General features: G+C 69.8%; 22 protein-coding genes. 11 read left to right on the top strand and 11 right to left on the bottom strand.

Going from position 1 to position 22,681, the window contains the following annotated elements:
• Window positions 1-10 precede the first annotated feature (10 nt).
• The 5 genes from ACFVJS_RS10300 (at window position 11) to holA (ending at window position 6,019) form a co-directional block, all read left to right on the top strand.
• On the top strand, window positions 11-793 hold the full coding sequence (locus ACFVJS_RS10300) for an aminotransferase class IV (protein ID WP_378879122.1): 783 nt from the start codon (window positions 11-13) through the stop codon (window positions 791-793).
• A gap of 72 nt (window positions 794-865) precedes the next feature.
• Window positions 866-1,726, top strand: coding sequence for a DegV family protein (locus ACFVJS_RS10295; protein WP_378879120.1), 861 nt, complete (start codon window positions 866-868; stop codon window positions 1,724-1,726).
• A gap of 104 nt (window positions 1,727-1,830) precedes the next feature.
• Entirely contained in the window at window positions 1,831-2,721 is an 891-nt protein-coding gene (locus ACFVJS_RS10290) for a helix-hairpin-helix domain-containing protein (protein WP_378879117.1), read from the top strand.
• On the top strand, window positions 2,718-5,006 hold the full coding sequence (locus ACFVJS_RS10285; RefSeq protein ID WP_378879114.1) for a ComEC/Rec2 family competence protein: 2,289 nt from the start codon (window positions 2,718-2,720) through the stop codon (window positions 5,004-5,006). Before ACFVJS_RS10290 ends, ACFVJS_RS10285 begins: the two co-directional genes overlap by 4 nt.
• A 29-nt stretch (window positions 5,007-5,035) precedes the next feature.
• Window positions 5,036-6,019 carry a DNA polymerase III subunit delta gene (gene holA / locus ACFVJS_RS10280; RefSeq protein ID WP_378879111.1) on the top strand — a complete coding sequence of 328 codons (984 nt, stop codon included), beginning with the start codon at window positions 5,036-5,038 and terminating at the stop codon, window positions 6,017-6,019.
• Between the two features lie 239 nt (window positions 6,020-6,258).
• Here holA and rpsT read toward each other — a convergent pair whose 3' ends face one another.
• The gene (gene rpsT, locus ACFVJS_RS10275) at window positions 6,259-6,519 is read right to left on the bottom strand and encodes a 30S ribosomal protein S20 (RefSeq protein WP_378879108.1); all 261 of its coding nucleotides are present in this window, start codon (window positions 6,517-6,519) and stop codon (window positions 6,259-6,261) included.
• 310 nt (window positions 6,520-6,829) lie between these two features.
• Here rpsT and ACFVJS_RS10270 point away from each other — a divergent pair, with 310 nt between their 5' ends.
• Complete coding sequence (locus ACFVJS_RS10270) at window positions 6,830-8,689, top strand: AMP-dependent synthetase/ligase (protein WP_378879105.1); 1,860 nt, start codon at window positions 6,830-6,832, stop codon at window positions 8,687-8,689.
• Here ACFVJS_RS10270 and ACFVJS_RS10265 read toward each other — a convergent pair.
• From ACFVJS_RS10265 to ACFVJS_RS10230, 8 genes are all read right to left on the bottom strand, one after another.
• Window positions 8,674-9,618: a hypothetical protein gene (locus ACFVJS_RS10265; RefSeq protein ID WP_378879102.1), complete on the bottom strand. Its 945-nt coding sequence runs from the start codon at window positions 9,616-9,618 to the stop codon at window positions 8,674-8,676. The genes ACFVJS_RS10270 and ACFVJS_RS10265 overlap by 16 nt on opposite strands.
• Before the next feature lie 43 nt (window positions 9,619-9,661).
• Window positions 9,662-10,738, bottom strand: coding sequence for a WD40 repeat domain-containing protein (locus ACFVJS_RS10260; RefSeq protein ID WP_378879099.1), 1,077 nt, complete (start codon window positions 10,736-10,738; stop codon window positions 9,662-9,664).
• A gap of 24 nt (window positions 10,739-10,762) precedes the next feature.
• Window positions 10,763-11,260, bottom strand: coding sequence for a DUF4919 domain-containing protein (locus ACFVJS_RS10255; protein WP_378879097.1), 498 nt, complete (start codon window positions 11,258-11,260; stop codon window positions 10,763-10,765).
• Window positions 11,257-12,327 (bottom strand): hypothetical protein, encoded by a 1,071-nt coding sequence (locus ACFVJS_RS10250; protein ID WP_378879095.1) that lies wholly within the window; start codon window positions 12,325-12,327, stop codon window positions 11,257-11,259. The genes ACFVJS_RS10255 and ACFVJS_RS10250 overlap by 4 nt, the downstream gene beginning before the upstream one ends.
• A complete protein-coding gene (locus ACFVJS_RS10245; protein WP_378879093.1) occupies window positions 12,327-12,824 on the bottom strand; it encodes a DUF4919 domain-containing protein in 498 nt (165 codons plus the stop codon). The genes ACFVJS_RS10250 and ACFVJS_RS10245 overlap by 1 nt, the downstream gene beginning before the upstream one ends.
• Entirely contained in the window at window positions 12,821-13,870 is a 1,050-nt protein-coding gene (locus tag ACFVJS_RS10240; protein ID WP_378879091.1) for a hypothetical protein, read from the bottom strand. The genes ACFVJS_RS10245 and ACFVJS_RS10240 overlap by 4 nt, the downstream gene beginning before the upstream one ends.
• Window positions 13,870-14,172 (bottom strand): hypothetical protein, encoded by a 303-nt coding sequence (locus ACFVJS_RS10235; protein ID WP_378879088.1) that lies wholly within the window; start codon window positions 14,170-14,172, stop codon window positions 13,870-13,872. The genes ACFVJS_RS10240 and ACFVJS_RS10235 overlap by 1 nt, the downstream gene beginning before the upstream one ends.
• 79 nt (window positions 14,173-14,251) lie before the next feature.
• Window positions 14,252-15,841, bottom strand: coding sequence for an alkaline phosphatase D family protein (locus ACFVJS_RS10230; protein ID WP_378879085.1), 1,590 nt, complete (start codon window positions 15,839-15,841; stop codon window positions 14,252-14,254).
• A gap of 185 nt (window positions 15,842-16,026) precedes the next feature.
• Between ACFVJS_RS10230 and ACFVJS_RS10225 the strand changes: the two genes are divergently transcribed.
• Window positions 16,027-16,470 carry a hypothetical protein gene (locus ACFVJS_RS10225; protein ID WP_378879082.1) on the top strand — a complete coding sequence of 148 codons (444 nt, stop codon included), beginning with the start codon at window positions 16,027-16,029 and terminating at the stop codon, window positions 16,468-16,470.
• Here the strand turns inward: ACFVJS_RS10225 and ACFVJS_RS10220 are convergent.
• A complete protein-coding gene (locus tag ACFVJS_RS10220) occupies window positions 16,443-17,687 on the bottom strand; it encodes an RNA polymerase sigma factor (protein ID WP_378879079.1) in 1,245 nt (414 codons plus the stop codon). The genes ACFVJS_RS10225 and ACFVJS_RS10220 overlap by 28 nt on opposite strands.
• 25 nt (window positions 17,688-17,712) lie before the next feature.
• Between ACFVJS_RS10220 and ACFVJS_RS10215 the strand changes: the two genes are divergently transcribed.
• The 4 genes from ACFVJS_RS10215 to ACFVJS_RS10200 are packed head-to-tail and all read left to right on the top strand — an operon-like array spanning window position 17,713 to window position 21,956.
• Window positions 17,713-18,081, top strand: a complete 369-nt coding sequence (locus tag ACFVJS_RS10215; protein ID WP_378879077.1) for a YciI family protein — start codon at window positions 17,713-17,715, stop codon at window positions 18,079-18,081.
• 33 nt (window positions 18,082-18,114) lie between these two features.
• Complete coding sequence (locus ACFVJS_RS10210) at window positions 18,115-19,056, top strand: hypothetical protein (RefSeq protein ID WP_378879074.1); 942 nt, start codon at window positions 18,115-18,117, stop codon at window positions 19,054-19,056.
• A gap of 22 nt (window positions 19,057-19,078) precedes the next feature.
• Window positions 19,079-20,941, top strand: a complete 1,863-nt coding sequence (gene lepA / locus ACFVJS_RS10205; RefSeq protein ID WP_378879072.1) for a translation elongation factor 4 — start codon at window positions 19,079-19,081, stop codon at window positions 20,939-20,941.
• Complete coding sequence (locus tag ACFVJS_RS10200; protein WP_378879142.1) at window positions 20,901-21,956, top strand: DUF222 domain-containing protein; 1,056 nt, start codon at window positions 20,901-20,903, stop codon at window positions 21,954-21,956. The genes lepA and ACFVJS_RS10200 overlap by 41 nt, the downstream gene beginning before the upstream one ends.
• Before the next feature lie 17 nt (window positions 21,957-21,973).
• Here ACFVJS_RS10200 and ACFVJS_RS10195 read toward each other — a convergent pair whose 3' ends face one another.
• A complete protein-coding gene (locus ACFVJS_RS10195) occupies window positions 21,974-22,570 on the bottom strand; it encodes a phosphotransferase (protein ID WP_378879069.1) in 597 nt (198 codons plus the stop codon).
• Window positions 22,571-22,681: the final 111 nt, after the last annotated feature.

Genomic DNA, 22,681 nt, shown 5'->3' with positions numbered 1-22,681 from the left:
GCAGGCCGGAGTGGCGAGGGTGCACGGCAGGGAGGCGACCGCCGCCGACCTGCGTGCCCTCGCGCTCACCGGCTTCGGCCACTTCACCTCGATGCATGTCGAGGGTGGTGGGATCAGGGGTCTGGATCTCCATCTGGACCGGCTGGCCCGTGATTGCCGTGCGGTCTTCGACGTGCACCTGGATCGAACAGCCGTCCTCGGAGCGATTCGCGACGCGATCGCTGCCGAGCCCGGCGATTGCACGCTCCGGGTGACGGTCTTCGACCCGGATCTCACGTTGGCCAACCTGGGCTCGGTCAGAGCGCGCCCGGTCCCGCTGGTCACCACGCGCCCGAGTGCACCGGGTGGTGCGGGGCCGATGCGTGTGCTGAGCGCCGGGTTCCAGCGAGAGATGGCGTCGGTGAAGCACGTCGGTCTCTTCGGTCAACTGCATCACCGGGTCGCCGCGAAACGTGCCGGTTTCGACGATGTGATCTTCATCGACCCGGCCTCGGGTCGGGTGAGCGAGGGATGCACCTGGAACGTCGGCTTCGTCACCCATGACGGTGACGTCGTCTGGCCGGAGGCGGCGGTCCTCCCAGGAGTGACGATGGCGCTGGTTGCGGCCGAGGCACACGTGACCCGGCCAGTCTCGAAGGACGACTTGTGGGGGATGCGTTCCGTGTTCGCGACCAACGCGAGCATCGGCGTACGTCCGATCAGCTGCGTCGACGACCGCGACTTCGATGTCGAGGATCCGGTGGTCGCCGAGCTGCAAGCGGCGTACCGCCAGATTCCTGGCCAACGGCCGTGAGGTCCGGTGGAGCGGTTCACGCGACGAAACGCTTGGTTCTGGCCGCGTAGGGAGGCCCGATAGGCTTCGGGCATGGCCCGGGTAGCGATCGTGACCGACTCGACCGCGATGCTTCCATCCGATCTCGGGGATGCCACGGAGCTGATCACATCGGTGCCGTTGCAGGTGATCGTGGATGGGACGTCGTACGACGACGGGGTGGAGGAGACGTCGCCGGAGGCGCTGCTGACGGCGTTGGCGGCGCACAGGACGGTGACGACCTCTCGACCCTCGCCGGCGCTGCTGGGGGAGGTCTACGCGAAGCTCGCGGCTGAGGGCTTCGACGAGATCGTCTCCATCCACCTCTCCGCGGAGCTGAGCGCGACGTGCGAGTCGTCGATGCTCGCCGCACGGGAGGCGCCGGTGCCGGTGGTCACGGTCGACACGCGGCAGGTCGGGCCCGGTGTCGGGTTCGCGGTTCTGGCCGCTGCGGCTGTCGCAAGTCGCGGCGGGAGTGCTGCCGAGGCGCGCGAGGCGGCGCTGGAGCGGGTCGCGGCGACGCGTTCCTACTTCTACGTCGACACGCTCGAATACCTGCGCCGCGGCGGCCGGATCGGGGCTGCCGCCGCGCTGCTCGGGACCGCTCTGGCGGTCAAGCCGCTGCTCACGATCGAGGAGGGGCGGGTCGTGCCGCACGAGCGGGTGCGTACGGCCGAGCGGGCGATCGCCCGGCTGCAGGCGCTCGGGATCGAGGCGGCTGAGGAGGCCGATGCCGTCGAGGTCGTGGTCGCCCACCTGGGCAGCCCGGACCGGGCGGCGGCGATGACCGAGGGCCTCTCCTCGGAGCTGGACGGCAAGATCGATGGCGACGTACGCGTCGGGGAGCTGGGTGCGGTGCTCGGTGCGCACGTCGGGCCGGGGTGTGTGGCGGTCGTCGTGGGGCCCCGGCTCTGATTCTCGGGCCGGTTGTTGTCCACAGGGGCTGCTGAGGATCGGGTTCTCCACAGGCGCTGAAATCGCGCTCGGAACCGTCGGCGCGGGCGCATAGTTTCGGCGTCATGCGCACCCGACCGACCTCTGACCATGCCGATGCCGTTGCCCGGCGGCTGGAGCAGCTGCGTGCCGAGCTCGACCCGCCGGGGGAGCCGGACGATCGCGAAGACGACTGGCAGCCGCCGTGGTGGGACGGACCGGCTCCCACCGACACCGCGGAGCTCGACCCGATGGTGCCGGTCCCGGGGCGCCATGCGTCGCGGCGACAGGTCGTGATCTCGCCCGACGCGGTGCTGCCGGAGCCGCTGCGCGAGCGGGTGAGTTTCGGTCCGTGGCACCTGGTCGTGGTCTCCCTGGTGCTCGTCGCCGGGCTGGGGGTGGCCTGCTGGTGGATGATCCGTGCCGACCCGAAGGTGGTGCCGGCCGCCCGGGCGTCTCCGTCGGCCTCACCGCTGGTCCAGCTTCCGACCGGTTCGGCCGCTCCCGGGAGCGTTGCCGCGGTTCCGTCGGAGGGGGCGTCGGCTGGGACGGTCACCGTCGACGTGGAGGGCAAGGTGCCCAAGCCCGGCATCGTGGTGCTACCGGTCGGGTCGCGGGTGGTCGATGCGGTCGAGGCCGCCGGTGGGGCGTCCCACAAGCACCTTGCCGGGCTCAACCTCGCCGCCCTGCTCAGCGACGGCCAGCAGATCGTGGTCGGGGCGCCCAACGGGGGAGTGGGTGTTGCAGCGCCTGGGTCTGGAGGATCGGCGGCCGCGGCGCCAGGAGCCGGGGTGAGCCTCAACGCCGCCTCGCTGGAGGAGCTGGAGACCCTGCCCGGCGTGGGGCCGGTGACGGCGCAGGCGATCATCGACTGGCGCACCACCAACGGCGCGTTCACTTCCGTCGACGAACTGCTCGAGGTGGACGGGATCGGACCGAAGACCTTCGACTCCCTGGAACCGCTGGTCACGCTGTGAACGACCTGCGGCTGCCGCTGCTCGGGGCCGGTGCGTGGGCGGGGGCGTTGGTGGGACCCGTCGTCGTGGCCGGCGGTCGGGCCGGGCTCGTTCTGCTGGTGCTGCTCGCGGCCGTCGTCGGCGTCGGTGGCGGATGGGCGATCCGGAAGCGTCACGCGACCGTGCTGGCGCTGGTGCTGATGATCGCCGGGACCGCGGTCGTCGCGGGTCTGCACGCCGCTCGGGTCAGCGACAACCCGGTCGCCGACCTGGCCGCACGCAAGGCGCAGGTGCGGGTCGTCGCCACGATCACCACCGACCCGAAGGAGGTGAGAGGCGAGCACGCGACCTACCAGCTCCGGCGCGCCAGCGTGCGCGAGATCAGGGGCCGTGGGGTGGTCTACCGGCTGCGTACGCCGGTGGTGGTGCTCGGCGGCGAGGCCTGGGCAGACGTCCCGCTGGGGGCGACGGTGTCGACGACGGGACGCCTGGGGAAGAGCGACTCGCACGAGGAGTCCGCGCTGCTCATCGCCGGCGAGCCCCGGGTCGTCGCCGGTCCCGGGATCTGGTGGCGGGCCTCCGACGAGCTGCGCCAATCCATCCGGGACGCGGTGGCACACCGGCCGCCCGACCAGGCGGCGCTGGTCCCGGCCCTGGTCGATGGCGACGACACCGGCCTCTCCGACGACCTCGCGGACGACTTCCGCACCACCGGGCTCACCCATCTGCTCGCGGTCTCGGGCACCAACCTGACCCTGGTGGTGGGATTCCTGCTCATCGTCGCTCGCTGGGCCGGGGTGCGGGGGAGAGGTCTCTACGCCGTCGGGGTGCTCGGCATCCTCGGGTTCGTGGTGCTCGCCCGCACCGAGCCGAGCGTCGTGCGTGCGGCGGCCATGGGCGCGGTCGGGCTGCTGGCGATGACGCACAACGGACGCCAGCGCGCGCTGCGCGGGCTCGGCGCGGCGGTGATCGGGCTCCTGCTGATCGACCCGGGGCTGGCGACCTCGGTCGGCTTCACGCTCTCGGTGCTCGCCACCGCCGGGATCCTGCTCTTCGGGCCGCCATGGCGCGATGCGCTACGGCGCTGGATGCCGCAGTGGTGCGCGGAGGCGATCGCCGTCCCGGCGGCGGCACAGCTGGCCTGCACCCCGGTGGTCGCCGCGATCTCCGGCCAGGTCAGCCTGGTCGCCGTCCTCGCCAACCTGCTCGTCGAGCCCGCCGTCGCGCCCGCGACGGTGCTCGGTCTCCTGGGAGGTCTGCTGGGGCTGGTGTGGGATCCGCTCGGGATGGTCGCGGGCACGATCGCGACGTGGTGTGTGGCGTGGATCATCGCGGTGGCCCGGTTCGGCGCCGACCTGCCGACCGCCCAGGTCGGCTGGGCGACCGGGCCGCTCGCCCTGGCGGTGCTAGTGGCCGTCTGCGCCGCGATCGCGTTCCTGGCGCCACGGCTCCTGCGACACCCGGTCACCGGAGTCGCCGGCTGCCTGGTGCTGCTCGCGGTCGCGCTGGTGCGGCTGCCAAGTCCGGGCTGGCCACCCGCGGGGTGGGTGCTGGTGATGTGCGATGTCGGTCAAGGGGACGCGCTGGCGGTGCGTACGGGGCCGGGAAGCGCGATGGTCGTGGATGCCGGCCCCGACCCGGGACACATCGACGACTGTCTCGATCGGTTGGAGGTCGAACACGTCCCGCTCGCGGTGATCACTCACTTCCACGCCGACCACGTCAACGGTGTCGAGGGCATCTTCGCAGGCCGTCAGATCGGTGAGCTGTGGACCTCCCGTCTCCAGGACCCGCCCGAGGGAGTTCGAGTCCTCGGTGAGGCCGCCGGCACCGCCGGGGTCGTGCCCGTCCCGGCTCCCTATGGTGCGACGACCACCATCGGCGAGGCACGGGTCCAGGTGCTCTGGCCGACGGCCGACTCCGACACCCGCGGGCCCGGGGACGGCTCCACGGCCAACGATGCGAGCGTGGTCCTCCTCGTCGAGTCTCGCGGCCTGCGTCTGCTGCTGACCGGTGACATCGAGCCGGAGGGACAGGACCAGCTCGCCGACGACCTGGCCGGGCTCGACATCGATGTGCTCAAGGTGCCCCACCACGGCTCGCGCTATCAGGACCTCGACTGGCTGCGTACGCTGCACGCGCAGGTGGCGCTCACGTCGGTCGGTGCCGGGAACGATTACGGCCACCCCGCCACGGCCACGGTCCAGGGGCTCGAGGAGAGCGGCACCGAGGTCTACCGCACCGACCGCGACGGGTCGGTCGCGGTCGTCGAGTCGGGAGGGGAGGCCGCCGTGGTGACGCGATAAGTGTCGGTGCCGTGTGGGAGGGTTTGAGCATGGCACGCACCGCCTCCGCCCCGAGCCCCACCGGAAACCTGTCGGCCGCCGATGTCCTCGGCCGGGTGACGCTGGTGACGGGCAAGGAGGAGTTCCTGGGGGAGCGCACGGTCGCAGCGGCCAGAGCCGCGGTGAAGGCCTACGACGCCGAGGCGGAGGTATCCGAGGCGACCGCCGCCGACCTGACCCTGGCCACGCTCGGTGAGCTGAGCGCTCCGTCGCTCTTCTCGAGCATCCGCTGTGTCGTGGTGCGCAACCTGGAGAACCTGCCCGACGAGTCCGTGGCAGGTCTGCTGGACTATGCCGGGATGCCGTCGGAGGAGGTCGCGCTCGTTCTCGTCCACGGGGGAGGGCAGAAGGGCAGCGGCACGCTCGCGAAGCTCCGCAAGCTCCCGAAGGTGACCGAGCACAAGTCCGTCGAGCTGAAGGCGCGTGAGTTCGGCAGCTTCGTCAAGGCCGAGCTCCGGCTCCACGGATCGAGCATCGACGAGGAGGGCGCCGACTTCCTGATCCAGGCGGTCGGCCAGGATCTCCGCGCCCTGGCCGCTGCGGCGAGCCAGCTCGCCGGTGACAACGAAGCGAAGCGACTCGGCGTGGAGCACGTGAAGCAATACTTCGGCGGCCGCGCCGAGGTGAAGAACTACGTGATCGCTGATGCGATCATCTCCGGTGACCGGGTCAAGGCCCTCGAGGAGATCCGCTGGGCGCTCGACACCGGCTCCTCCCCGGTCTACGTCCTCTCCGCGGTGGCCGGCCAGCTGCGTACGGTCGCCAACCACGTTGCCGGAATCCGCGACAGCGGCACCCCGCCCTGGAAGCAGAAGTCCATCGCCGGCCTCGCCCGCGGCTGGTCGCGCGAAGCCATCGGCGAGGCCCTCCGCTCGGTCGCCCGTGCCGACGCCGACCTCAAGGGCGCTGCCAGCGACCCCGCATACACCCTCGAGCGCCTCGTCCTCACCATCGCCGCCCTCCGCCAGCGCTGACGCCAAGCCCGCCGAGGCGTCGCCGAGGTCGGTCGAGGCGTCGCCGAGGTCGGTCGAGGCGTCGCTGAGGTCGGTCGAGGCGTCGCTGAGGTCGGTCGAAGCGTCAACCCCGTCGGCCGAAACGGCACCACGGTGCCCACTCGATCAACGCGCGTGACGCTTCGGCCGACGCGGGTGACGTCTCGGCAGAAATGACGCAAGCCCCGTCCGTCAGGACGGGGCTTGTCAGAGAAGGAACCTCAGAGGGAGGCGGCCTTCTTGGCGATCGCCGACTTGCGGTTGGCGGCCTGGTTCTTGTGGATGACGCCCTTGGAGACGGCCTTGTCGAGCTTCTTGGTGGCGACCTTGGCGGTCTCGACCGCAGCGTCCTTCTCGCCGGCCTCGGCGGCAGCGTGGAACTTGCGGATGACGGTCTTGAGCTCGCTCTTGACGGCCTTGTTGCGCTCGCGCGCCTTCTCGTTCTGCTTGTTGCGCTTGATCTGCGACTTGATGTTCGCCATGGGTGAATGATCTCCAGATGCTTCGACGTGTGGTGGTGCGAGCTCTCAATCCGGCCCCTCGGGGAAAGTGAGAGGGGAGAGGCCTACGCGAACACGCTTGCGGTCAAGATTACAGACTCGCGTCGCGTCGCCTCAAATCGCCGTACCGTCGGTAGCTACTCAGGGGTAGGATGTGGTGATCTCGGTCACGAGATTTCCGCGCGGGACCCCTGTTGCGGCGCCACTCGAGCGTCTAAGGTCCCCCGCGCGGCGCCTCTCGTGCACACCGCCCATTGCCACCCCCACGCAAATACTGCAGGCCAGGAGAATCATGCCGACCCAGTCCGCGATCGATCTCGCATTCCTCGACGAGATGCCGGCGAACTTCGCCCTTCACTTCCTCAACCGCGTCAAGGCCACTCCCGACGCGGAGGCTTTCCGCTATCCCGTGGTCGGCTCGACCACCGAGTCGGGTGGGGAGGAGTGGAAGTCGCTGACCTGGAAGGAGGCCAGCGACCAGGCCAGCCGCCTCGCCGCGGGCCTGGTCTCGCTCGGCCTCGAGCTCGAGCAGCGGGTCGGCATCGCCTCGACCACGCGCTACGAGTGGATCATCGCCGACCTCGCGGTGATGCTCGCCGGGGGCGCCACCACGACGGTCTACCCGACGACCAACGTCGACGACACCGCCTACATCCTCGGCGACGCCGAGTGCCGCTTCGTCTTCGCCGAGGACGATGGCCAGCTCGCCAAGATCGCCGAGAGGGCCGCCGACCTCCCCGAGATCGTCAAGGTCATCACCTTCGACGGTGAGACCGACGGCGACCGGGTCATCGGCCTGGACGACCTGGCGGCCATCGGCGACAAGTACCTCGCCGAGCACCCGGATTTGATCGAGGAGACCGCCGCCAAGATCACGCCGGACCACCTGGCCACCCTGGTCTACACCTCCGGCACCACCGGCCGCCCGAAGGGCGTCCGCCTGCTCCACCGCGCCTGGGTCTACGAGGGTGAGGCCATCCGCGTCCAGGGTGACGTCCTCGGCCCCGACGACCTGCAGTTCCTGTGGCTGCCGATGTCGCACGTCTTCGGCAAGGTGTTGCTCTCGATCCAGATCGCCTGCGGTTTCCCGACCGCGATCGACGGCCGGATGGACAAGATCGTCGACAACCTGGCGATCGTGAAGCCGACCTTCATGGGCGCCGCCCCGCGCATCTTCGAGAAGGTCCACGCCAAGATCACGATGATGGTCGAGAACGACGGTGGCGTGAAGAAGAAGCTCTTCGACGCGGCCTTCGCCAACGGCATCGCCCGCGACCGGCTGCTGCGCGAGGGCAAGTCCGTGCCGATCGGCATGGCGCTCAAGCACGCCGTGCTCGACAAGCTCGTGCTCAGCAAGGTCCGTGACCGCTTCGGTGGCCGCGTACGCTTCTTCATCTCCGGCTCCGCCCCGCTCAACCGCGACATCGCCGAGTGGTTCCGGGCCGCGGGGATCCTGATCATGGAGGGCTACGGCTCGACCGAGAACGCCGCGGGCGCGTCCGTCGGCACCCTGACGGAGAACAAGCTCGGCACCGTCGGCAAGGCGTTCCCGGGCAGCGAGGTCAAGATCGGCGAGAACGACGAGCTGCTCATCCGTGGCCCGCACGTGATGCCGGGCTACCACAACCTGCCCGAGGAGACCGCCAAGGCGCTCGACGCCGAGGGCTGGTACCACACCGGTGACAAGGCCTCGATCGACGAAGAGGGCTACATCACCATCACCGGCCGGATCAAGGAGCTGTTCAAGACCTCGGGCGGGAAGTACGTCGCGCCGCCGGCGATCGAGTCGAAGTTCGCCGCGCTGTGCCCCTACACCAGCCAGTTCCTCGTCTTCGGTGCCAACCGCAACTTCGTCACCGCGCTGATCGCCCTCGACCCCGAGTCGATCACCGCCTGGGGCGCCGCCAACGGGCTGGAGGGCAAGTCCTACGAGGAGATCGTCACCTCCCCGCAGGTGCGTGAGCTGATCGGCGGCTACGTCGACGAGCTCAACGCCAGCCTCAACCGCTGGGAGACCATCAAGAAGTGGGAGATCCTCGAGCACGACCTGACCGTCGAGCGCGGTGAGCTGACCCCGTCGCTCAAGGTGAAGCGCAACGTCGTCGAGGAGCGGGAGAAGGCGCGCATCGAGGCGTTCTACGCCGGCTCCTGACCCCAGCCTCGGCGTTCAGAGAGCCAGCCCAGACACACCTCGCCCTGCCACCGCTGCATCCTGCGGAGGTGGGGCGAGGTCGTCTTCACCGGCTGGTCGGCGGCGGCCAGGAAGTAGCCCGCGAAGAGGGCCAGCACGGAGTCGATGGCCTCCGGCGCGGCCTTCGACAGCAGCGGATGGCCGGCCAGGAACGACTCGGCGTCGAGGCCGTCACCACGCGGCCCGACCAGCAGCAGGAGCGAGTCGATCCAGTCGGCACCGATCACCGGCCAGGTCCAGTCGACCAGCAGCACGCCGCCGTCGGGACGGATGAGGATCGTGTCGTCGCGTACGTCCAGGTGGACCAGCGTCTCGCCGGCGGTGTGGTCCGCGAAGCCGGCCGCGATCGACGCCGCCCGGTCGGCGTGCGGATAACCGGCGACCCGGTCCCACAAGCCGGGGTAGGAGGCGTGCTCCTCGGCGAAGGTCGGCCAGCCGATGCCCGGGGCCGGAGTGAGTGCTGCGGCGGTCTCCACCAGCGCCCGCGACACGATCTCCAGGTCCGAGGACGTCCACGGCCGCGACGGCAGCCGCGACTCGACGTGCTCGAAGGCCAGCACCACCCACTCGCCGTCGTCGAACCACTTCAGCTTCGGGCTGGGGATCCAGCCGGCGAGCTTCTTCAGCTTCGCCGCCTCCTCACGGTGGAGCGCCGCGGAGTCGCGCTGCGCCTTGGCGGAGGCGGCCTTCACGAAGTGCTGGGTGCCGTCCTGACAGGTCAGCACCGAGGCGAACCCTGGCGTGAAGCCGGCTCCGTGCGACTGCGCCGAGACCACCGGACCGCCGCCGAGCCGCTTCTCGATCGATGACCGCAGGAACGGGGGCAGGTGGGTCCACTCCAGGCGGCGGGCGGTCTGTCCGTGCGGGATGTTCGTCGGGATCGCGCTCACAGCGACATCCTGACGTACGCCGCCCACCCGGGCCAGCCGCGCGTCAGCCGGTGGAGGAAGGCGACAGCTCCGGGGCGTCGAAGGTGGCCACGGACTTTCCGGTGCTCACGTCCCAGCCGGCGAGGCCGTCCTCGGCCGAGGCGGTGTAGAGGGTCGTGCCGTCGGGGCTGAAGACCACGTTCGTCTCCGGAGAGACCGTCGTCAGCTCTCGGTTCGGTCCTGAGCCGCCGAGCGCGGCCGGTGCCCAGAGCCGCAGCCCGGTGGAGCCGTCGGCGTCGGCGGTGCTGATGGTCGCCAGGAAGCGGGAGTCCGGGGAGAAGGCGACCGCCGCCGTGTCGTATCCGGGCAGGTCGGCCACGGCCTCGAACCTCCGGGTGTCCCAGATCGTGGCCGCCCCGGTCGTGGTGACGGCCGCCAACCAATGACTGTCCGGGCTCCAGACCGGCCTGGCCTGGTTCCCGGCGGGCACGCTGGCGAGCTCCTCGCCCGTATCGGTGGCGCGGATCGAGGCGCTGTCACCGGCGATGACCGCGACCAGCTTGCCGTCCGGGCTGAACGAGATCGACCCGACACCGCTGCCGAGGTCGGCGCTCGCCACCTTCTCGCCGTCCTCGACCGACCAGACGACCAGGTCGCCCTCGAGCCCGGCGCCGGCCACGAGCCGGCCGTCGGGGCTGAACGCGATCTCGCGGACCGGGCTGGCGTCGGTGACCTTCGGGTTCGGCAGGCCCTCGAGCCGCTGGACCTGCGTGTCGCCGTCGACCTCCACCAGCGCGATGTCCGCGCAGCCGACCTTCCGCGCGACCAGCGTGAGGTCTTGGCTGATGGCGCCGTAGCCGGTCTTCGAGATGGCTTCGTACGCCCCGCCGCCGGCGTTCCAGCGACAGGTGCCGTCGCTGCAGCTGGCCACGACGTACTTCCCGTCGGCGCCGGCGGTCAGCGAGCCGGCGTCGAGTCGCGAGGGCGCGACCGCGGCGGCCAGGCTGATGGAGTCGCCTGAGGTCCCCAGGGCCGAGATGTCGCAGCCGTCCCGGTCGGGGTCGCCGGCGCACCCGGCCAGGAGCGCGGCGGCGAGCACGCCGATGAGCGGGACACTGAGGGCGTACGTCCGGGGTTTCATCGGTCCTTCCCGAAAATCTGTCTGTCAGGCGAACGAGGTCACGTCGAAGTATGCGACGGTGCCGTCGGTGCAGGTGAGGCGGTCGAGGTGACGGCCGCCGGTCTCGACGAGGTCCTGGCGGTCGCGGACCTTGTCGAGAGCTCGGAGCATGTCGTACTCGTCGGTGATACGCAGCACCGACCACGGACGTTGCTCGCTGCCATCGCCGGTGGAGCGGATGCTGCGCAGCGCGGCCCGCGCGACCTGCCGCTCCCGGGCGGCGGCCCGCTCATGGCCGGACCTCTCCAGCACGGTCGCCATCCGCAGGTGCGCCGAGGGGCTGAAGATCGCCCCCGGCATGATCCGCTGCAGCGCGGTCGCGGCCTCGGCGTAGGCGCCCTCGGCGAGCAGCCCGTCGACCTCGCCGAGGTCGAGGTCGGGCGTGTAGTTGGCGGCGCCGCGGACCGCCCGGCGAAGCGGCCCGAGGCTGTCGGGCCCGGGGTCGTCGAGGTAGGCGGTCACCAGGTCGGCGTACGTCGTCACCGCGACTCCTCCAGGAGACGGTTGAACTCCTCCTCGGTGAGGTTGTTCAGGTAGTCGCGGCCGGAGTTGCGGGCGTCGACCTCGACCGGCTGGTTGTAGTACTCGTCGAAGGTGTCACCGTTGTCGGTGCTCTTGTAGTCGTCGAAGTTGTCCTCCCACTCCTCGGCCTGCTGCTCGGTGATCCCGTCGGCCTCGTGCTCGTCGAAGGGGTCGTCCTCCCACCAGAACTGCCAGTCGTTCATGTCATCGATGGCCTCGTGCTGGCGACCGTGGCGCACCTCATGGGCGACGGTGTTGATGAGCTGGCCGGGGTCGTCGAGCACGTTGGGGTTGAGCGCCATCGTGGGCTCTTCGTCGCTCCAGTAGCCGTAGGTGATGCTGCCGTCGTCCCAGGTGTCGTTGCCCAGGTCGTCCCAGTCGATGGTGGGCATGTCGACGCCGCTCTCCTCGGCGATCTTCCTGGTCATCTCCTCGAGCACGGCCTTGCGCTCCTCGATGGTGAGCGTCTCCCACTTCTCCGCGATCGCCGGGTCGATGTTGCCGTACTCGTCGCCCTCCTCGTCGATGCCGGTCGGCAGGCCGCGCGCGAGGATCGCGTCGACGCCGACCGCCTTGGCCAGCGCCTTTTCGATCTCGTCGGCGAGCTCCTGCGCGATGGTCTGGCGGCTGTTGCCCCACTCCTCGGCCTCGAAACGGCTCTTGAAGGTCGGTGGGGTCGCGGTGCTGGTCACCGAGCCGTCGTCGCCGACGGTGAACTCCTGGGTCTTGGCCCGGTCGAGGATGCCCTGCACGAGGCGCTCGATGATCTCGACCTCCGCCTCGGCGGTGTAGAGCGCCTTCTGCATCTCCTGCTTGCCGGTGATGTGGCTGCTGAGGTCCCTGACCAGAGCGTCGCGGTGGCCGCGGGCGGCGTCGGCGGCCACGCCGGTCCAGGATTTGGGTACGCCGTTGGCCTCGAGCTCGTCGCGGCTGGTCTCGAGGTTGCGGAGGTCGGCCTTGAGCCCGTCACCGGCGTCGCCGAGGGGCGCGGCCTTCCAGTTCTTGACGTCGCCGAACGTGATCGCCATCAGACGAGCGCCGTCGCGTCGAAGTGGAGGAGGGTGCCGTCGGTGCAGGTGTGGCGGTCGATCCGCCGCCCGCCGGTCTCGAGCAGATCCTGTCGGCCGGGCACCTTGTCGAGGGCGCGGAGCATGTCGTACTCGTCGTTGATCCGCAGCACCGTCCAGGGGTGCTCCTCGCTGCCGTCGCCGGTCGCCCGGATGCTCCGCAGGGCGGCGCTGGCCACCTGGCGCTCGCGGGCGGCCGAGCGCGCCTCACCGGAGCGCTCCAGGGCCGTCGCCAGGCGCAGGTGGGCCGACGGGCTGAAGATCGCGCCCGGCATGAGCGCGCGCAGTGCGGTCGCGGCCTCGGCGTAGTCGCCCTCGGAGAGCAGCTTGTCGATCGGGGCCAGGTCGAGGTCGACGGTGAAGTTGGCGGAGTTGCGCACCGCGCGGCGCAGGGGCGCCAGCGTCTCGGGGCCGGGGTCGTCGAGGTAGGCGGTGACCAGGTCGGCGTACGTCGTCATTTCGACTCCTTCAGGAGACGGTCGAGCTCTTCGGCGGTCAGGTTGTCGAGGTATTCGCGGCCGGTGTTGCGGGCGTCCTTCTCGACGGGCTGGTTGTAGTAGGCGTCGAAGTCCTGGTCAGGGCTCTTGTAGTCGTCGAAGTTCTCCTCCCACTCCTCGGCCTGCTCCTCGGTGATGCCGTCCTCCTCGTGCATGTCGAAGGGGTCGTCCTCCCACCAGAACTGGAAGTCGTTGTTGTCCTCGATCGCCTCGTACTGGCGGGCATGGCGCATCTCGTGGGCCACGGTGTGCAGGAGGTCGGGGTCGTCGAGCTTGTCCGGGTTGAGGCGTACGGCCTTCTCGCTCTCGCTCCAGGAGCCGTTGCCGGAGATGGTGTCGTCCCAGATGATGTCCTCGACGTCGACGCCGTACTCCTCGGCGAGCTCCTCGATCTTCTGATCGATGATCGCCTTGCGCTCGGCATCGGTGAGCTGGGCCCACCGCTCGGCGACCTCGGGGGAGGCCATCCCGCGCTGCTCGCGGGTGTCGTCGAGCGACTGGTCGGTGCCGGTCGGGATGGCATCGGTGAGGATCGCGTCGACGCCGGCCGCCTTGGCGAGGGCGTTGGTGATGTCGTCGGCGAGCTCCTGGGCGACGGTGTTGCGGCTGGCGCCCCATTCCTCGGCCTCGTAGCGGCTACGGAAGGTGGGCGGGGTGGCGGTGCTCGTGACCGAGCCGTCGTCGCCGACGGTGAACTCCTGGGTCTTGGCGCGGTCGAGGACGCCCTGGACGAGACGCTCGATCGCCTCGACCTCAGCCTCGGCGGCGTAGAGGGCCTTCTGCATCTGCTGCTTGTCGGTGATGTGACTGCTCAGCTGCTGGACCAGGCTGTCGCGGTGGGCACGGGCCGCGTCCGCGGCGGCGCCGGTCCAGGACGTGGCGACGCCGTTGGCCTCGAGCTCGTCGCGGCTGGTCTCCAGGCTGCAGAGGTCGACCTTGAGCCCGTCGCCGGCGTCACCGAGGGGCGCCGCCTTCCAGGTCTTGACCTGGCCGAACGTGATCGCCATCAGTTCGGGCCCATGACCTTTCCGCCGTTCTGACCGGCGGCCTGGTCGGCGGCCTCGAACTCGTTGAGAGCTTTCTGCATCTCCGCGGCCAGCTTCTGGGAGCTGTCGGCCGCCGTCTTGGTCTCGTCGGTCCAGCGGGTGCCGAGCTCGGACATGTAGCCGACGGACTCCGCCCCGGGGACCGCGGCACCCGCCTTGCTCAGATAGCCGGCGGAGTCGGCTTTGCGTACGGCACCCTCGGCGTCGGTGGCGACGTCGATGGATGCCTTCATGTCCTTGGGGACGACATGAATTTCGCTCATGGTCTGCTGGTCCTCCTGGGCCCGGACGGGAGACGGTTAGGGCGTGTCTTCACAGCAGACACGCCCTAGCCCGCAGACCTTAACGGAAACTCGGGTCCAGCGTCTTCGTAAAAAGACCACCGCCGTCGACGTCGCGGAGAGTGACGGTGAGCTGCTGCGTACGGCCGTCGATCTCGACCTCGCCGAAGAACTGGAACCCGTCGGCGGGTGAGGTGTTCGCGGCCGGGGGAGCTGCCACGAACTCGGCGGCCGGACCGAAGGTGCTGTCCAGCTTGTTGGGACCGAAGGCACCGGCGTTGAGCGGACCGGAGACGAACTCCCAGAACGGGTCGAAGTCCTGGTAGGCGGCACGGTTGGGGTCGTAGGAGTGCGCCGCGGTGTAGTGGACGTCGGCGGTCAGCCAGACGTGGTTGCGGATGCCGAGGCGCTTGAGCCCGGTCAGCACCTTCGCGATATCGAGCTCGCGGCCGAGCGGGGCGCCGCCGTCGCCCTGGGAGATGCCTTCCTGCAGCGGGCCGTCGGGGACGATCAGGCCGATCGGCAGGTCGGAGGCGATGACCTTCCAGGTGGCGCGGGAGGCGGCCAGCTCGCGCAGGAGCCAGCGGGTCTGGCGCTCGCCGAGGACGCCGCCGTCGGCGCTCGTCTCCGCGTTGGTCGTGTTGGCGTCCTTGTGAGTGCGCATGTCGAGGACGAAGAGGTCCATCAGCGGACCGTAGGAGAGCTTGCGGTAGATCCGGCCGTCCGGGTCGGGGGAGGCGTCGCCGACAGGGATGTACTCGTGGAAGGCCTGCTTCGCGCGGGCCGCCAGGACGTCCACGCGGCGCTCGGTGTAGCGGCCGTCGTCGGGAAGGATCTCGCCCGGGTACCAGTTGTTGGTGACCTCGTGGTCGTCCCACTGCGCCACGATCGGCGTCTGGGCGAGGAAGGCGCGCCAGTTGTCGGCGAGCAGGTTGTAGGCGTACTGGCCACGGAACTCGGCCAGCGTCTCGGCGACCTTGTGCTTCTCCTCGGTGACGATGTTGTTCCACACCCGCCCGTCGGGGAGGGTCACGGTCGAGGTGAGCGGGCCGTCGGCGTAGACGTTGTCGCCGGAGCTCAGGAAGAAGTCGGCCTCGCGTGCCGCCATCGCCGGCGCGATCCGGAAGCCGCCGAAGTCGGGGTTGGCTCCCCAGCCCTGGCCGGCGATGTCGCCGGACCACAGGAACCGGATGTCCTGACGCTTGCTCGGTGCCGTACGCAGCCGGCCGATCTCCCAGGCGCTGCCACGTCGCGGGTCGTCGGGGTCGACGGCGCGGACCCGGTAGAAGTAGTCGCGTCCCGCCTCCAAGCCGTCGACCTTCAGCTCGCCGGTGAAGTCGCTGCGTCCCGTCACCACGGGGCCGCCCACCGGGCGCGCCCGGCGGAACGACTCGTCGGTGGAGATCTCCGCGACCAGGCGCGAGGTCTGGTCCGCGCGGCTCCACAGGACGCCACCCCGGGCGCCGACGTCGCCGGACTGGACGCCGTGGGTGAGGGTCGGGCGGTTGCCGCGGACGAAGGCGGGGGCGGAGGTGGGGACCGTGCGGGCGGCGTGAGCGGCGTGAGCGGGTGCAGCGGTCGTGGGGACGACGAGTCCGGCACCGGCGGCGGCGCCGAGGCCGAGGACGGAGCGGCGGTTGAGTGGGGTCATGAGCCAAACCTGCCGATGCCCGCGGAACTACCGGTGAGTTCCGCGGGTCATGTCGGTGAACACGTACGCGGAAGGTGTCTGCAGCGGGTGGAGAAATTCTTTTCACCATGATGTCGAGATCGCCGGGCGGGCTCCGAGAGAGGGGTGAAGGCCGGAGACGCCGGCCGTACCTGAGGAGCGACATCATGAACGACGAGTACGCCACGCCCGCAGCGCCCGCCCCGAGCCCGGCGGTCCGCGCCCTGGATCGGCTGATCGGCACCTGGAAGGTCACCGGCGGAGCGGAGGGCGAGGTGACCTACCGCTGGATGGACGGTGGCTACTTCCTGCTCCAGGACGTTCGCCTGGAGCAGTTCGGGCAGGTCACGACCGGGATCGAGGTGATCGGCAACCTGCGTCCTTTCGGTGAGGAGCCGAGCGCCGACGTGCACTCGCGCTACTACGACAACACCGGCGCCACCCTCGACTACGTCTACGAGGTCGACGGCGACACGCTCACCATCTGGGGCGGGGAGAAGGGATCGCCAGTCAAGTTCGTCGGCGTCTTCGACGAGACCGGCGACGTCATGACCGGCGAGTGGGACTACGCCGGCCAGGGCGGCTACGAGTCGACGATGACCCGGGCCTGATCCGCGCGCCGCAGCAGATAGTCGCGCTCGGCCTCGTTGGCGGTCAGCTCCGCAGCCGCCCGGAACTGGGGGGCTGCGGACGGGTCGCGCCGTTGGTCGAGCAGGTGCGCCCGTACCGCCAGGAACCGCTGCGCGGTCAACGGATCGCCGGCGAGGCCGTGCTCGGCGTCGAGCTCGTCGAGCAGCCGCAGACCGACCACCGGGCCGAACGCCTGGGCCGCCGCGACCACCCGGCCCAGGCGCACCGGTGCGGTGGGCAACGTACGTTCCAGCAGCAGGTAGAGGCCGAGGATCTCGCGCCAGTCGGTGTCTGCCGGGGACTCCGCTCGTGCGTGGACGGCCGCGATCGCCGCCTGGAGCAGGAAGGGCCCCGGCTCACCGGCGCCCCACACCTCCTCCAGCACGGCCACGCCCTCGTCGAGCAGAGCCCGGTCCCACCGCGTCCGGTCTTGCTCGGCCAGCGGCACCAGGCCGAGGTCCGGGGCGGTGCGTGCGGGCCGGCGTGTCTCGGTGAGCAGCATCAGCGCCAGCAGTCCGGCGACCTCGGGCTGATCGGGAGCGATCCGGCGGAGCATCCGGGTCAGCCGGATCGCCTCGTGCGCCAGGTCGACCCGGCCCAGCTCGGTCCCGGCGGTGGCGGTGTAGCCCTCGTTGAAGACGAGGTAGAGCACGTCGAGCACCGCACCGACCCGCTCCTCGCGTTCCCCCTCTCCGGGAGGCGTGAACCGGGCGCCTGCCTTGCGCAGCGTCTGCTTCGCCCGGCTGATCCGGGTGCCCATGGTGGTCTCCGAGACGCCGTACGCATGGGCGATCTCGGTCGTCGTCAGTCCTCCGACGGCGCGCAGTGTGAGGGCGACCTGGGAGGTCCGCGACAGCGCTGGATGGCAGCACAGCAGCAACAGCGTCAAGCTGTCGTCGCTCGCCGCCGCTGGGCCTGCCGGAGTGACCACCTCGGCGATCCCGACCTGGAGCTCGCGACGGTGGGCCGCCTGCTCGGTGCGGAGCAGGTCGACCATCCGCCGGTAGCTGATCCGGGTCAGCCAGGAGCGCGGGTTCTCCGGGATGCCGTCGCGCGCCCATTGGACGCTGGCGTCCAGCAGCGCCTCCTGGACCGCGTCCTCGGCCGCCTCGAACCGTCCGAAGCGGCGGACCAGGGCGCCGAGGACGTACGGCGCCTCCGTGCGAAGCAGGTCTTCGAGAACCGCTGGTCCGGCCATGACCACAGAGACTAGTTTCGAGAACATGAAATATCTGCTGCTGGGATACACGCCCGCTGACGCGTGGGACGCCTCGGACACCGCCTCGGAGGAGGCGCTCGCGGCCTTCGCGGAGTACCAGAAGTTCGAGGAGGAGCTGGTCGCCAACGGCGAGCTGGTCAGCACTGAGGGGCTCGGGCACCCCGCGGTCTCCGTCACGGTCCGGCCAGGTGAGGACGGCCCCGTCGCCACCGACGGTCCGTTCGCCGAGCTGAAGGAGGTGCTGGCCAGCTTCGCGGTCATCGACGTGGCCAGCCAGCAGCGCGCCATCGACATCGTGTCGCGGATCGTCGCGGTCCTCGGGGAGCCCATCGAGATCCGTCCCGTGATGGGAGACGACTTCGCGCAGGTGTGACCTGCTGGGATACGGCTGGCAGTATCTGCGGTGATGTGGGCAAGAAGGAAGACGTACGCTGCCGCGCTGCTGCTCCTGGTGGCGCCGGCGCTGTTCGGCTGCGCCGCCGAGCCGAGGGCCGAGGCGGAGTCGGCTTCGCCGTCGGCGCCTGCGGAGCCCGAGACCGACACCGAGCCCGGAAAGCAGGCCAGCCCGGCGCCACGCGCGCCTGAGTCGCTCGATATCCCGTCCGTCGCACCCGCTCAGGACCGCGGGATCGTCGAGGGCGGTGACTTGAGCTGGCCGCAGTGTCCCGAGGGGATGGGCATCAAGGAGCGCCGCACGCTGGGGCTGCCGATGCCGCTCGACTCGGCGGAGTACGTGATCATCGGGCTCACCAACGGCCCGGCGTTCACCCCCAACCCGTGCCTGGCCTCGCAGGCCGAGTGGGCCAAGAAGAACAAGCTGATGACCTCGGCCTACGCGGTCGTCTCCTATCCCACCGCGGCGACGCTCCGTGAGCGAGGCGAGGAGGGCCCCGGCGACCCGGACACGAAGATCGGCCGGCTGACCAACGTCGGCTACCAGCAGGCTCGGTGGAACCTCGAGCAGATGAAGCGCGCCGGGCTGGAGTCGCCCTCGGTCTGGCTCGACGTCGAGCCGGTCGCGGTGTGGGAGTGGTCCGACGACATCGCGGCCAACCAGGCGGTTGTCAAGGGCGCTCTGGCCGGCTACCAGGATGCCGGGAAACGGGTCGGGGTCTACTCGATCGAGGGGCTGTGGACGCCGATCGTCGGCGACCTGCAGCTCCAGCTGCCCGAGTGGCGCCCGGCAGGCGAGACGTCGCGGGCGGCGGCCCTGGAGCGCTGCGGCGGAGACTGGATGTTCCAGGGCGGTGCCGCGGTGATCGTGCAGTGGCTCGAGGACGGCCGCGACCGCAACGTGACCTGCCCGGGCGAGTCGGTGCAGCTGCCGCTTTGGTTCCATCAGTACTGACCGTGGGAGGATGACCCTCATCATGAGTGCTGCCCCGAAGCCCGGCTCCACGCCCCCGGCGATCATCCGCAACTTCTGCATCATCGCCCACATCGACCACGGCAAGTCGACGTTGGCCGACCGGATGCTGCAGCTGACCGGCGTGGTCGACGAGCGCGCCGCGCGGGCGCAGTACCTCGACCGCATGGACATCGAGCGCGAGCGCGGGATCACGATCAAGTCCCAGGCCGTGCGGATGCCGTGGACTGTCACCGAGGGCCAGGAGAACGCCGTCGAGGGCGAGACGTACGTCCTCAACATGATCGACACCCCCGGCCACGTCGACTTCACCTACGAGGTCTCCCGATCCCTGCAGGCCTGCGAGGCGGCGATCCTGCTCGTCGACGCGGCCCAGGGCATCGAGGCGCAGACCCTGGCCAACCTCTACCTGGCGATGGGTGCCGACCTGCACATCATCCCGGTGCTCAACAAGATCGACCTGCCTTCGGCCAACCCGGAGAAGTACGCCCTGGAGCTGGCCAACCTCGTCGGCTGCGAGCCCGAGGACGTGCTCCAGGTCTCGGCCAAGACGGGGCTCGGCGTCGAGGCGCTGCTCAACGAGATCGTGGCACAGACGCCGCCGCCGGTGGGCGACCCGGACGCGCCCGCGCGGGCACTGATCTTCGACTCGGTCTACGACACCTATCGGGGCGTCGTGACGTACGTCCGGGTCTTCGACGGCTCCCTGAAGCACCGCGACAAGATCAAGATGATGTCGACCGGCGCCGTCCACGAGATGCTCGAGCTCGGCGTGATCTCCCCGGAGCCGGTGAAGGCCGACCACATCGGCGTCGGTGAGACCGGCTACCTCATCACGGGTGTGAAGGACGTGCGCCAGTCGCGCGTGGGTGACACCGTCACCAACAACGGCCGGCCCGCCGAGGAGATGCTCGGTGGCTACTCCCACCCCAACCCGATGGTCTTCGCGGGGCTCTACCCGATCGACGGCGACCAGTACCCCGACCTGCGCGAGGCGCTCGACAAGCTGCAGCTCAACGATGCTGCGCTGACGTACGAGCCGGAGACCTCCGGCGCCCTCGGCTTCGGCTTCCGCTGCGGCTTCCTCGGCCTGCTCCACATGGAGATCACCCGCGACCGGCTCGAGCGCGAGTTCAACCTCGACCTGATCTCGACCGCCCCCAACGTGGTCTACGACGTGGTCATGGAGGACGGCACCGAGCACATCGTGACCAACCCCTCGGAGTTCCCCGAGGGCAAGATCAACGAGGTCCGCGAGCCGGTCGTCAACGCCACCATCCTGGCGCCGTCCGACTACATCGGCACGATCATGGAGCTGTGCCAGAACAAGCGCGGCACTCTGCAGGGGATGGACTACCTCTCCGAGGACCGCGTCGAGATGCGCTACGTCCTGCCGATGGGCGAGATCGCCTTCGACTTCTTCGACCAGCTCAAGTCGAAGACCAAGGGGTACGCCTCGCTCAACTACGAGTTCTCCGGCGACCAGGCCGCCGATCTGGTCAAGGTCGACATCCTGCTGCAGGGCGAGCCCGTAGACGCCTTCTCCGCGATCGTCCATCGCGACGCCGCCTACAACTACGGCGTGATGATGGCCGGCAAGCTCAAGGAGCTCATCCCTCGGCAGCAGTTCGAGGTGCCCATCCAGGCCGCCATCGGCGCCCGCGTCATCGCCCGCGAGAACATCCGCGCCATCCGCAAGGACGTCCTCGCCAAGTGCTACGGCGGCGACATCTCGCGTAAGCGCAAGCTGCTCGAGAAGCAGAAGGAAGGCAAGAAGCGGATGAAGATGGTCGGTCGCGTCGAGGTTCCTCAGGAGGCCTTCGTGGCTGCGCTTTCCACTACGCAGCCGTCGAACGACAAGAAGTAGCTGGTCGAGCCGCCGGAGCCGCTGGGCGAGGCGTGTCGAGAGCGGCACGGTCCTCTTCTCCGGGAGGGCTCGGTTTGGCGGCTGTGTTTTCGGTTCAGGGTTCGCCGCCGACCCTTGCTTTGATTGTTTCTCGATCGCGCGCCGCGTCAAGGACGCCGCCAAGGCCGGGTTGATGGGGCTGCGGCAGCTCGAGAACGCCGCCAAGAAGCTGGCCATCACCCTCGACCAGGCCTCCGTGGTCGCCCGTGCCGCCAACGCAGCCACAGACCGACGGGTCAGCCTGCGGCCGGCACCGGACACGATGACCTGGCTCGGTGCCCTGTTGCCGGTCAAGGACGGCGTCGCGGTGTTCGCGGCCCTGGATCAGGCTGCCAACGCCGCCCGGGCTGCTGGTGATGAGCGGTCCCGGGGTCAGGTCATGGCCGACACCCTCGTCGACCGGATCACCGGCCGCAGCAGCGCCGGAGCGAAGCCGCGGATCGAGGTCAAGGTCGTGATGACCGCCGACTCGCTCGCCAATGACAGTGACCAGCCGGCGATGGTCGAGGGCTACGGGCCTGTCCCCGCCGCCTGGGCGCGTGAGGCCTTGTCTGACGCCGAGATCTTCGTCCGGCGGGTGTTCACCGACCCCGCCGGCCAACTGGTCGCGATGGAGTCCCGGTCACGCAAGGCACCCGACGGACTCGCGGAGTTCATCGCGACTCGTGACGGCGGGATCTGCCGCACCGTCGGCTGTGACGCCCCGATCCGCAACATCGACCACATCCAGCGCCACGCCGACGGCGGCGTCACGAGCGCCGCGAACCTCCAAGGTCTCTGCGAACGCTGCAACCAAGCCAAAGAAGCCCTCGGCTGGCAAGCCAGACCCGGACCCGACGGCTCCATCACCACCACACCCACCGGCCACGTCTACACCAGCCCACCACCCGACACCTGGGGCCAAGACCCACCGCCACTGTCTCGGGCAGAGTTCACGCTGCGCGACGTGCTGCTCGACCACGCACACGCCGCCTGACTGATGCGGCCAGCCCGTCATCGGAGGCGGCGGGCGGCCGCACTGAGGAACCGAGCCGACTCCGTACGCCGGAATTCCTGCAGGGTCGGCAGGTTGACATCGACCGCCGTGACCGTCCGGACCGCCAGATGGGTGCCGATCCCGACGAGCCAGCTGGTGACCGCCTCGTCGCCGATACGAGCCAGCGCCGCGGAGGAAGTCAGAGAGGTGTCGAACCAGTCCTGATCGACCCGTTCCAGCCGGGCGAGGAGCGGATCGAGCCAATCCGGGCCGATGCCGGCGGCGCCCCAGTCGAGAAAGACTATTTCGCCAGTGGGGCGCTGGAGCAGGTTGTCGATCCGGATGTCGTCATGGACCAACGTGCTCATCGGCTGATCGCTCATCAGTCGCAGCCTCTCGGCCCAGGTGCCGGCCTCGTTGCGGACCCACGTCGGGACCGGCGCATCGGGGATGTCGGTGAGCTCGTCGAGCGACGATGCGAACTGGTTGAAGATGTGCCGTTGGCCGGTGAGTCCGGGATCGTACCCGCCGGCGCCGGTGCCTGCGAGGCCGTTCGCCCGCTCGCCGAGGACGGCAGCGAGATCGTCGGTCGCGGCGATCAGTCGCGTCATCACCGTATCGTCGGCTAGGTGTTCTGACCGGGGAGGTTGGGCACGCGGTCGATCGGTGACTTGCCCCTGAGGCTGGTGTGGCCGCGGTGGTGATTGTAGTGGTGCAGCCATTTG

The organism is Nocardioides sp. NPDC057772 (assembly GCF_042798075.1).
Lineage (GTDB): Bacteria > Actinomycetota > Actinomycetes > Propionibacteriales > Nocardioidaceae > Nocardioides.
The sequence above is the reverse complement of the archived record's forward strand: the minus strand, read 5'-3'. Positions and strand labels throughout refer to the sequence as shown.

What these genes read in the sequence shown, in the direction of transcription:
- lepA (WP_378879072.1), top strand. Translation starts at nt 19,079, where the DNA reads ATGAGTGCTGCCCCGAAGCCCGGCTCCACGCCCCCGGCGATCATCCGC.
- ACFVJS_RS10215 (WP_378879077.1), top strand. Translation starts at nt 17,713, where the DNA reads ATGAAATATCTGCTGCTGGGATACACGCCCGCTGACGCGTGGGACGCC.
- ACFVJS_RS10230 (WP_378879085.1), bottom strand. Translation starts at nt 15,841, where the DNA reads ATGACCCCACTCAACCGCCGCTCCGTCCTCGGCCTCGGCGCCGCCGCC.
- ACFVJS_RS10210 (WP_378879074.1), top strand. Translation starts at nt 18,115, where the DNA reads ATGTGGGCAAGAAGGAAGACGTACGCTGCCGCGCTGCTGCTCCTGGTG.
- ACFVJS_RS10290 (WP_378879117.1), top strand. Translation starts at nt 1,831, where the DNA reads ATGCGCACCCGACCGACCTCTGACCATGCCGATGCCGTTGCCCGGCGG.
- ACFVJS_RS10220 (WP_378879079.1), bottom strand. Translation starts at nt 17,687, where the DNA reads ATGGCCGGACCAGCGGTTCTCGAAGACCTGCTTCGCACGGAGGCGCCG.
- ACFVJS_RS10270 (WP_378879105.1), top strand. Translation starts at nt 6,830, where the DNA reads ATGCCGACCCAGTCCGCGATCGATCTCGCATTCCTCGACGAGATGCCG.
- ACFVJS_RS10240 (WP_378879091.1), bottom strand. Translation starts at nt 13,870, where the DNA reads ATGGCGATCACGTTCGGCCAGGTCAAGACCTGGAAGGCGGCGCCCCTC.
- rpsT (WP_378879108.1), bottom strand. Translation starts at nt 6,519, where the DNA reads ATGGCGAACATCAAGTCGCAGATCAAGCGCAACAAGCAGAACGAGAAG.
- holA (WP_378879111.1), top strand. Translation starts at nt 5,036, where the DNA reads ATGGCACGCACCGCCTCCGCCCCGAGCCCCACCGGAAACCTGTCGGCC.
- ACFVJS_RS10235 (WP_378879088.1), bottom strand. Translation starts at nt 14,172, where the DNA reads ATGAGCGAAATTCATGTCGTCCCCAAGGACATGAAGGCATCCATCGAC.
- ACFVJS_RS10225 (WP_378879082.1), top strand. Translation starts at nt 16,027, where the DNA reads ATGAACGACGAGTACGCCACGCCCGCAGCGCCCGCCCCGAGCCCGGCG.
- ACFVJS_RS10245 (WP_378879093.1), bottom strand. Translation starts at nt 12,824, where the DNA reads ATGACGACGTACGCCGACCTGGTCACCGCCTACCTCGACGACCCCGGC.
- ACFVJS_RS10260 (WP_378879099.1), bottom strand. Translation starts at nt 10,738, where the DNA reads ATGAAACCCCGGACGTACGCCCTCAGTGTCCCGCTCATCGGCGTGCTC.
- ACFVJS_RS10295 (WP_378879120.1), top strand. Translation starts at nt 866, where the DNA reads ATGGCCCGGGTAGCGATCGTGACCGACTCGACCGCGATGCTTCCATCC.
- ACFVJS_RS10250 (WP_378879095.1), bottom strand. Translation starts at nt 12,327, where the DNA reads ATGGCGATCACGTTCGGCGACGTCAAGAACTGGAAGGCCGCGCCCCTC.